Origin of the sequence: Pseudomonas sp. NMI542_15, from assembly GCF_021283425.1 — a bacterium.
GTDB classification, from domain to species: domain Bacteria; phylum Pseudomonadota; class Gammaproteobacteria; order Pseudomonadales; family Pseudomonadaceae; genus Aquipseudomonas; species Aquipseudomonas fortuita.
In genome coordinates this window covers 152,955-161,840 of sequence record NZ_JAJSRO010000014.1, presented here as the reverse complement: position 1 = coordinate 161,840, position 8,886 = coordinate 152,955, and the positions used below count along the sequence as shown (strand labels likewise).

Annotated in this window: 10 protein-coding genes and 1 riboswitch; all 10 genes read left to right on the top strand. The window is 66.1% G+C overall.

The window, feature by feature from the left end; all coding sequences use genetic code 11:
* Positions 1–316 precede the first annotated feature (316 nt).
* The 10 genes from LU684_RS19925 (at position 317) to cobC (ending at position 8,885) form a co-directional block, all read left to right on the top strand.
* Entirely contained in the window at positions 317–493 is a 177-nt protein-coding gene (locus LU684_RS19925; protein ID WP_232894955.1) for a hypothetical protein, read from the top strand.
* Between the two features lie 22 nt (positions 494–515).
* Positions 516–736, top strand: a riboswitch (cobalamin riboswitch).
* A gap of 119 nt (positions 737–855) precedes the next feature.
* Positions 856–1,467 (top strand): cob(I)yrinic acid a,c-diamide adenosyltransferase, encoded by a 612-nt coding sequence (gene cobO / locus LU684_RS19920; protein ID WP_070087056.1) that lies wholly within the window; start codon positions 856–858, stop codon positions 1,465–1,467.
* A complete protein-coding gene (locus LU684_RS19915; protein WP_232894954.1) occupies positions 1,464–2,759 on the top strand; it encodes a cobyrinate a,c-diamide synthase in 1,296 nt (431 codons plus the stop codon). The genes cobO and LU684_RS19915 overlap by 4 nt, the downstream gene beginning before the upstream one ends.
* On the top strand, positions 2,756–3,406 hold the full coding sequence (gene bluB, locus LU684_RS19910) for a 5,6-dimethylbenzimidazole synthase (protein WP_060519930.1): 651 nt from the start codon (positions 2,756–2,758) through the stop codon (positions 3,404–3,406). The genes LU684_RS19915 and bluB overlap by 4 nt, the downstream gene beginning before the upstream one ends.
* Positions 3,403–4,311: an adenosylcobinamide-phosphate synthase CbiB gene (gene cbiB / locus LU684_RS19905; protein ID WP_096425709.1), complete on the top strand. Its 909-nt coding sequence runs from the start codon at positions 3,403–3,405 to the stop codon at positions 4,309–4,311. Before bluB ends, cbiB begins: the two co-directional genes overlap by 4 nt.
* On the top strand, positions 4,304–5,296 hold the full coding sequence (gene cobD / locus LU684_RS19900; protein ID WP_145913272.1) for a threonine-phosphate decarboxylase CobD: 993 nt from the start codon (positions 4,304–4,306) through the stop codon (positions 5,294–5,296). Before cbiB ends, cobD begins: the two co-directional genes overlap by 8 nt.
* On the top strand, positions 5,293–6,747 hold the full coding sequence (locus LU684_RS19895; protein WP_095117329.1) for a cobyric acid synthase: 1,455 nt from the start codon (positions 5,293–5,295) through the stop codon (positions 6,745–6,747). Before cobD ends, LU684_RS19895 begins: the two co-directional genes overlap by 4 nt.
* Position 6,748: 1 nt before the next feature.
* The gene (gene cobU / locus LU684_RS19890; RefSeq protein ID WP_016485280.1) at positions 6,749–7,270 is read left to right on the top strand and encodes a bifunctional adenosylcobinamide kinase/adenosylcobinamide-phosphate guanylyltransferase; all 522 of its coding nucleotides are present in this window, start codon (positions 6,749–6,751) and stop codon (positions 7,268–7,270) included.
* Entirely contained in the window at positions 7,267–8,322 is a 1,056-nt protein-coding gene (gene cobT, locus LU684_RS19885) for a nicotinate-nucleotide--dimethylbenzimidazole phosphoribosyltransferase (RefSeq protein ID WP_096425711.1), read from the top strand. Before cobU ends, cobT begins: the two co-directional genes overlap by 4 nt.
* Entirely contained in the window at positions 8,319–8,885 is a 567-nt protein-coding gene (gene cobC, locus LU684_RS19880; RefSeq protein WP_070087016.1) for an alpha-ribazole phosphatase family protein, read from the top strand. Before cobT ends, cobC begins: the two co-directional genes overlap by 4 nt.
* Position 8,886 lies beyond the last annotated feature (1 nt).

Genomic DNA, 8,886 nt, shown 5'->3' with positions numbered 1-8,886 from the left:
TTTGAAAATGAATGTTGACTCATTGTTGATGCTCACACCTGAACGCGAACAGCGAACAGCGAACAGCAAGACCGAACAGCGAAACAGTGCTGGTTTTTAGCTCGCGCATAGGCCATTTGCGATAGCGACACTAACTCACCTTTTCGCCCTTACGGCGAGTCACTTTTTGTCAGACGCGACAAAAAGTAACCAAAAAACGCTGCGCTCCCATCATCCGGCCCCTACGCTGCGCTCCGGGGTTCCCTCACTCCGGCCTCGCTCCCGGGAGGACCGCGCTGCAGGCCCCATCCTGGGGCCCAGCGCTTGACGGGCATCCATGCCCGTCACCTCCCTCCGCAAGGCCTGCGTTCGGCCTCCTGAAGTCGCGAAGATCAAGATCAAGATCAAGATCAAGATCAAGATCAAGAGCAAGAGCAAGAGCAAGAGCAAGAGCAAGAGCAAGATCAAGATCAAGATCAAAAGCTTACGTTGCTGCAGCAACCACTTCGATTGACGCTCCCGGTGCAACCCTCTAACCTTCGCGGCGTGTTTCAGGTGCCCTGCCAGCCCCGACTGGGCAGGGTGAAACTGGGAAGCCGGTGGGCGCCAGCATGGCGCGATTCCGGCGCTGCCCCCGCAACGGTAGGTGAGTAGAAGGCCGCGCAGGGCCACTGGATGCCAGCATCCGGGAAGGCGCGCAGGTTTGGGCCAAGGCCCGCTCACAAGCCCGGAGACCGGCCTGAAACTGTCAACGGCATCACGGAGGGTGATGCGCGGTGCACCGTGGCGCCCTGCCATGGCCCCTGCGCGCTCTCCGTCTGCCTGCCTATTCCCTGTCGCCACGCGTGCCGTGGTGCCAGCCTGCGGAGAACCCTGATGAGCGAAGCCACCGAACGCGACGAACGTCACCTGGCGCGCATGCAGCGCAAGAAGGCGGTCATCGACGAACGCATCGCCAATTCCCCCAACGAATGCGGCTTGCTGCTGGTGCTGACCGGCAATGGCAAAGGCAAGAGCAGCTCTGCCTTCGGCATGCTCGCCCGCGCCCTGGGCCATGGCATGCAGTGTGGAGTGGTGCAGTTCATCAAAGGCCGTAATAGCACCGGCGAAGAGCTGTTTTTCCGCCGCTTCCCCGAGCAGGTTCGCTATCACGTGATGGGTGAGGGCTTTACCTGGGAAACCCAGGACCGCCAGCGTGACATCGCTGCCGCCGAAGCCGCCTGGGCGGTGTCGCGGCAGTTGCTGCAGGATCCAAGTGTGCAGTTCGTAGTGCTGGATGAGCTGAATATCGCCCTCAAGCATGGCTACCTCGACCTGGACCAGGTCCTGTCCGACATCCAGGGCCGTCCGCCCATGCAGCACGTGATCGTGACTGGCCGCGCTGCAAAGCCCGAGATGATCGAATTGGCCGATACCGTGACCGAGATGGGCATGCTCAAGCACGCCTTCCAGGCCGGTATCCGTGCACAGAAGGGCGTCGAGCTGTGAGTCAATCGCGCCACTGCCCCGCGGTGTTGATCGCGGCACCGGCCTCTGGCCAGGGCAAGACCACCGTCACTGCTGCTTTGGCCCGCCTGCACCGCAACCTCGGGCGCAAGGTGAGGGTGTTCAAGTGTGGCCCCGACTTTCTGGACCCGATGATTCTCGAGCGGGCCAGTGGCGCGCCGGTGTACCAGCTGGATTTGTGGATGATCGGAGCCGAGGAAAGCCGCCGCCTGCTGTGGGAAGCCGCCGGCGAGGCCGACCTGATCCTGATCGAAGGGGTCATGGGATTGTTCGACGGCACCCCGTCCAGTGCTGACCTGGCGCGCCACTTCGGCGTGCCAGTGCTGGCTGTGATCGACGGTACGGCCATGGCCCAGACCTTCGGCGCCCTGGCCCTGGGCCTGGCGCGTTACCAGGCCGACCTGCCGTTCGCCGGCGTACTGGCCAACCGCGTGGGCAGCCTGCGCCACGCGCAGCTGCTCGAAGGTAGCCTGACCGAGGGCCTGCGCTGGTATGGCGGCTTGTCCCGTGAGCGCGGCATTGAATTGCCCAGCCGTCATCTTGGGCTGGTTCAGGCCAGCGAGCTGAACGACCTGGATACCCGCCTAGATGCCGCCGCCGAGGCGCTTGCCGCCAGCTGCGACGCCGCGATGCCTCCGCCGGTGACCTTTGTCGGCCCCGAGCCGCAGGTGCGTGCTGCCTCGCTGGACGGTGTGCGCATTGGTGTGGCGCGAGACGAAGCGTTCGCGTTCACCTATGGTGCCAACCTTGAGCTGCTGCGCAGCCTGGGCGCGCAGCTGGAATTCTTCTCGCCGCTGCACGACCGTGAACTGCCAGTGGTGGACAGCCTGTACCTCCCGGGTGGCTATCCCGAACTGCATCACCACGCCCTGGCTGCCAATGCGCCAATGCGCGAGGCAATCCGCGCCCATCATGCTCAGGGCAAGCCGTTGCTGGCTGAATGTGGCGGCATGCTGTACCTGCTCGATGCCCTGACTGACGTCGCCGGCGAGCGTGCCGAACTGCTCGGCCTGCTGCCAGGCGAGGCGACCATGCAAAAGCGCCTGGCGGCCCTGGCCTTGCAGGCGGTGGAGCTGCCGGAAGGTACCCTGCGCGGCCATACCTATCACCACTCGCTAACCAGCACGCCGCTGGAACCGATCGCCCGAGGCCTCAGCCCCAACGGCGGGCGGGGCAACGAAGCGGTGTATCGCCTGGGTCGGCTGACGGCCTCTTACGTGCACTTCTACTTCCCCTCCAACCCTGATGCGGCGGCGGCGCTGTTGCGACCATGAGCGAACACGCCTACAGCGCCGCCGAACGCGCTGCGATCTATCGGGCTATCGGTGAGCGTCGCGACATGCGCCATTTTGCCGGTGGCCAGGTTGCGCCAGCACTGCTGGGCCGCTTGCTGGCCGCCGCACACCAGGCGCCTAGCGTCGGTTTGATGCAGCCCTGGCGTTTCATTCGCATCACCCAGCGCGACCTGCGTACCCGCATCCAGGCCTTGGTGGAGGCGGAGCGTCTGCGCACTGCCGAGGCATTGGGCGAGCGGGCTGATGACTTCATGAAGCTGAAGGTAGAAGGCATCAATGACTGTGCCGAGCTGCTGGTAGCGGCCTTGATGGACAACCGCGAGCCGCACATCTTCGGCCGTCGCACCCTGCCGGAGATGGACCTGGCCTCGCTGGCCTGCGCCATTCAGAACCTGTGGCTGGCGGCCCGTGGCGAAGGGCTGGGCATGGGCTGGGTGTCGCTGTTCGACCCTCTGGCGCTGGCAGCACTGCTGGGTATGCCGGAAGGGGCCAAACCGGTGGCGGTGCTGTGCCTGGGACCCGTGACCGAATTTTACCCTGCACCCATGCTGGTGCTGGAAAACTGGGCCGAAGAACGGCCTTTGAGTGACATGTTGTACGAAAACCAATGGGGAGAGCGCCAATGAGCGTGGCCTTGCTGACCATGGCCGGGGTGGCCCTGGATGCCTTGCTGGGCGAACCGCAGCGGCGCCACCCGCTGGTGGCCTTCGGCAATATGGCCGGTAACCTGGAGCGCCGCCTGAATGCAGGTGGCCGCGGCTGGCGCAGCCACGGCGTGAGTGCGTGGTTTCTGGCGGTGGTGCCGCTGACCCTGGTGGCGCTGATCCTGTCCTGGCTGCCGTACATCGGCTGGCTGGTGGATGTGCTGGCGCTGTACTGCGCCCTGGGCCTGCGCAGTTTGGGCGAACATGTGCTGCCGGTGGCCAACGCCTTGCGCCAGGGCGACCTGGAGGAAGCCCGGCGCCGCGTCGGCTACCTGGTCAGCCGCGAAACCCGGGAGCTGGATGAGCCCGCCGTGGCCCGCGCAGCCACCGAGTCGGTACTGGAAAACGGCAGTGACGCGGTGTTCGCCGCGCTGTTCTGGTTTGTGGTGGCCGGCGCGCCGGGCGTGGTGCTGTACCGCCTGAGCAACACCCTGGATGCCATGTGGGGGTATCGCAACGAACGCTTCGAGCGCTTCGGCTGGTGCGCGGCGCGCATTGATGATGTGCTCAACTATATTCCCGCAAGGCTGGTGGCGCTGACTTACGCACTGCTGGGCAAGACCCGCCTGGCGCTGGCTTGCTGGCGCAAGCAGGGCCCGCTGTGGGACAGCCCCAACGCCGGCCCTGTGATGGCCGCCGGTGCCGGAGCACTCGGTGTAGCGCTGGGCGGCCCGGCTGTTTACCACGGCGAACTGCATGAGCGGCCATGCCTGGGCGAAGGGCCGATGGCTGACGCCGATGCCATCGAGCGTGGCTGGAGCCTGGTGCAGCGCGGCGTGTGGCTGTGGCTGTTGTTGATCTGCCTGGGGGCTTACATCAATGCTTGAACACGGTGGCCGCCTGCTGCGTGCGGTGCAACATTACGGTATCCCTCGCGAGCAGTGGCTCGACCTGTCCAGCGGCATCGCGCCCTGGCCGTTCCCGATCCCGCCGATACCTACAGATGCCTGGGCTCGCCTGCCTGAGACCGAAGACGGCCTGGAGGCGGCGGCACGCGGGTATTACGGCGCCCGCGAGCTGCTGCCGGTGGCGGGTTCCCAGGCGGCGATCCAGGCTTTGCCGCTGCTGCGTGCGGCTGGCCGGGTAGGGGTGCTGTCGCCGTGCTATGCCGAACACCCGTATGCCTGGCATCGGGCGGGCCATCATCTGGTCGAGCTGGATGAAACGCAGGTCGAGGCGATGCTCGACAGCCTCGACGTGCTGGTGCTGGTCAACCCCAATAACCCGACCGGGCAGCGGGTACCGCGTGAGCGCCTGCTGGGCTGGCACGCGCGCCTGGCTGCACGCGGTGGCTGGCTGTTGGTCGACGAAGCGTTCATGGACAACACCCCGGCGGATGGCGTGGTCGATTGCGCCGACCTCCCGGGGCTGATCGTGCTGCGATCATTCGGCAAGTTCTTTGGGCTGGCCGGGGTACGCCTGGGCTTCGTCGCCGCCGAGCGCAGCCTGTTGCTGCGCCTGGCCGAGCTGCTTGGCCCGTGGACGGTCAACGGGCCCACCCGGGTGCTGGCCCAGGCAAGCCTGGCCGACAAGCCTGCCCAGCGCGTGCAGATTGAACGTTGCGCTGCCGCCAGCCAGCGCTTGGCAACAATGCTGTCCAGCACCGGCCTTGCCCCCAGCGGCGGCTGTGACCTGTTCCAGTACGTGCGCAGCGAGCGCGCCGTGCAGTTGCATGACTTTCTTGCCCGCCGCGGCATCCTGGTGCGCTTGTTCGAACACCCACCGGCCGTGCGCCTGGGGCTGCCTGAATGTGCGGCGGACGAACAGCGTCTCGCTCAGGCCCTGGCGGACTTTCAAAAGGAATCGGCATGACCACCCTCATGGTGCAAGGCACCACCTCCGACGCTGGCAAGAGCACGCTGGTAACTGCCCTGTGCCGCTGGCTGTTGCGCCAAGGCGTTGGCGTGGTGCCGTTCAAGCCACAGAACATGGCACTGAACAGCGCGGTAACTGCCGACGGCGGTGAAATTGGCCGCGCCCAGGCGGTGCAGGCGCAGGCTTGCCGGCTGGCACCCCACACCGACATGAACCCCGTGTTGCTCAAACCCAACAGCGATACCGGCGCCCAGGTGATCATCCACGGCCGTGCGGTCACCAGCATGAACGCGGTGGCTTACCACGACTACAAAGCCATCGCCATGCAGGCGGTGCTGGCTTCGCACCAGCGCCTGAGTGCCGCCTGGCCGGTGGTCATGGTCGAAGGCGCGGGGTCGCCAGCGGAGATCAACCTGCGTGCCGGCGACATCGCCAACATGGGGTTTGCCGAGGCGGTGGACTGCCCGGTGATCCTGGTTGCCGACATCAACCGCGGCGGGGTGTTCGCCCACCTGGTGGGCACGCTGGAATTGCTGTCGCCCAGTGAGCAGGCGCGGGTCAAAGGCTTTGTCATCAACCGCTTCCGTGGCGATATCGCTTTATTGCAGCCGGGGCTGGACTGGCTGGAGCAACGCACCGGCAAGCCAGTGCTGGGGGTGCTGCCTTATGTCACCGACCTGCACCTGGAAGCCGAAGACGGCATCGATGTGCGCCAAGGCGCCAAAAGCGAGCGCGTGCTCAAGGTGATTGTGCCGGTATTGCCGCGCATCAGTAACCATACCGACTTCGACCCGTTGCGCCTGCATCCGCAGGTGGACCTGCAGTTCATTGGCCCGGGCCAGCCGATCCCGGCTGCAGACCTGATCATCCTGCCGGGCTCCAAGAGCGTACGCAGTGACCTGGCACAGCTGCGCGAGCGTGGGTGGGGTAAAGCCATCGAGCGGCACCTGCGTTACGGTGGCAAGCTGATCGGGATCTGCGGCGGCCTGCAGATGCTGGGCCGCGAAGTGCATGACCCGCTGGGTCTGGAAGGGGCTCCCGGCTCAAGCGCTGGGCTTGGCCTGCTCGATTACGCCACGGTGCTGGAGGCCGAGAAGCAACTGCGCAACGTTGCCGGTACCCTGAAGCTTGAAGCAGTGCCGGTGGCCGGCTATGAAATTCACGCTGGCGTCACCACGGGGCCGGCCCTCGAACAGCCAGCGGTACAGCTCGCCGATGGCCGCTGCGAGGGTGCTGTGAGCGCCGATGGCCAGATCCTCGCCACCTACCTGCACGGCCTGTTCGAAGGCAGCCAGTCGTGTGCTGCGCTGCTGCGTTGGGCTGGCCTGGAGGAGGTGCAAAGCATCGATTACGAAGCCTTGCGTGAACGCGACATAGAGCGCCTGGCCGACCTGGTGGAAAAACACCTGGACACGGCGCATTTGCGCCAACTGTGTGGGGTGGCCTGACATGCGCAACCTTATTCTCGGCGGGGCCCGTTCCGGCAAGAGTCGCCTGGCCGAACAGCTGGCCAGTGCAAGTGGCCTGCCGGTAACCTACATCGCCACCAGCCAGCCGCTGGATGGTGAAATGAGTGAGCGCGTGTCGCTGCACCGTCAGCGCCGCCCCGCCGATTGGGGGCTGATCGAAGAGCCGTTGGCCCTGGCGGCAGTACTGCGTACCGAAGCGGCCGAAGGGCGCTGCCTGCTGGTGGACTGCCTGACCCTGTGGCTGACCAACCTGCTGATGCTGGAAGACGACCAGCGCCTGGCCGAGGAGCGTGACGCCCTGCTGGCCTGCCTGGAGCAGTTGCCTGGCACCCTCATTCTGGTCAGCAACGAAACTGGCCTGGGCGTCGTGCCCATGGGCGAGCTGACCCGGCGCTATGTCGACCTGGCCGGCTGGCTGCACCAGGCCGTGGCCGAACGCTGCCAGCGCGTGGTGCTGACCGTAGCCGGCCTGCCCCTAATGCTCAAAGGAGCTGCACTATGACTCAAGCCTGGTGGCGTGACGCCTGCCATTCTCTCGACAACGCCGCCATGGACCAGGCTCGTGCCCGTCAGCAACAGCTGACCAAACCTGCTGGCTCACTCGGGCAACTGGAAGGCCTGGCCGTTCAGCTGGCGGGCCTGCAAGGGCGTGAACGGCCAGCCCTGGATCAGGCCGCCATCAGCATTTTCGCGGGTGACCACGGCGTGGTCGAAGAAGGTATCTCGGCCTACCCGCAGGCGGTGACCGGTCAGATGCTGCGCAACTTCGTCGGCGGTGGTGCGGCGATCAGCGTACTGGCGCGCCAGCTGCAGGCCAGCCTTGAGGTGGTCGACCTTGGCACCATCGATCCTCATCTGGAACTGCCCGGTGTGCGCCACCTGCGCCTGGGGGCCGGCACGGCCAACTTCGCCCGCCAGCCAGCGATGACCGAGGGGCAGTTGCACGCAGCCTTGCAGGCAGGCCGCGACAGCGCCCTGCGTGCCGCTGAACAGGGCGCGCAGCTGTTCATTGGCGGCGAGATGGGGATTGGCAACACCACGGCCGCTGCGGCCTTGGCCAGCGTCCTGCTAGGCTGCCCGCCTGCTGAACTCAGCGGCCCGGGCACCGGCCTGGACAACGCTGGCGTGCGGCACAAGGCCGAGGTCATCGAGCGGGCGCTGAACCTGCATGGCCTGCAGGCCGCAGATCCATTGCAGGCACTGGGTTGTGTCGGCGGTTTCGAGATCGCGGCATTGGCCGGGGCCTATATCGGCTGCGCGCAGGCGGGCATCGCCGTGCTGGTGGACGGTTTCATTTGTAGCGTTGCCGCCCTGGTGGCGGTGCGCCTCAACCCGCAGTGCCGGGCGTGGTTGCTGTTTGCCCATCAGGGCGCGGAGCCTGGGCACAAGGCTTTGCTGGATGCGTTGCAGGCCGAACCGCTATTGGCATTGGGCCTGCGCCTGGGCGAGGGCAGTGGTGCTGCGTTGGCCGTGCCGTTGTTGCGCCTGGCCTGTGCGCTGCACGGGCAGATGGCGACCTTTGCCGAGGCCGCCGTGGCGGACCGCCCGGCATGATCCTCGACCTGCTGCGCCACGGCGAAACGGAACAGGGCGGCTTGCGCGGTAGCCTGGACGATGCCCTCACTGACAAGGGCTGGGCGCAGATGCGCAGCGCCGTGGCCGAAGCGGGCCCGTGGCAGGTGCTGGTCAGTTCGCCGCTGCAGCGCTGTGCGCGTTTTGCCGATGAACTGGGTCGGCGGCTGGATTTGACCGTGCAACGCGAAGCAGGTTTGCAAGAGCTGCATTTTGGTGACTGGGAAGGCCGTAGTGCAGCGCAGATCATGGAAGACCAGGCGGATGCCTTGGGGCGCTTTTGGGCAGACCCCTACGCCTGCACCCCGCCCAACGGCGAACCGGTGCAGGCATTCGCCGAGCGGGTGCTGGCCGCTGTCGAGCGTTTGAGCCGCCAGCATGCGGGTAAGCGGGTGCTGCTGGTCACCCATGGCGGGGTGATGCGGTTATTGCTGGCCCGGGCGCGAGGCCTGCCGAAGGAGCAGTTGTTGCAGGTTGAAGTCGGGCACGGGGCGCTGGTGCGGCTGGTGATGGGTGGCGACGGTCAACTGGCCGAGGAACACTGAG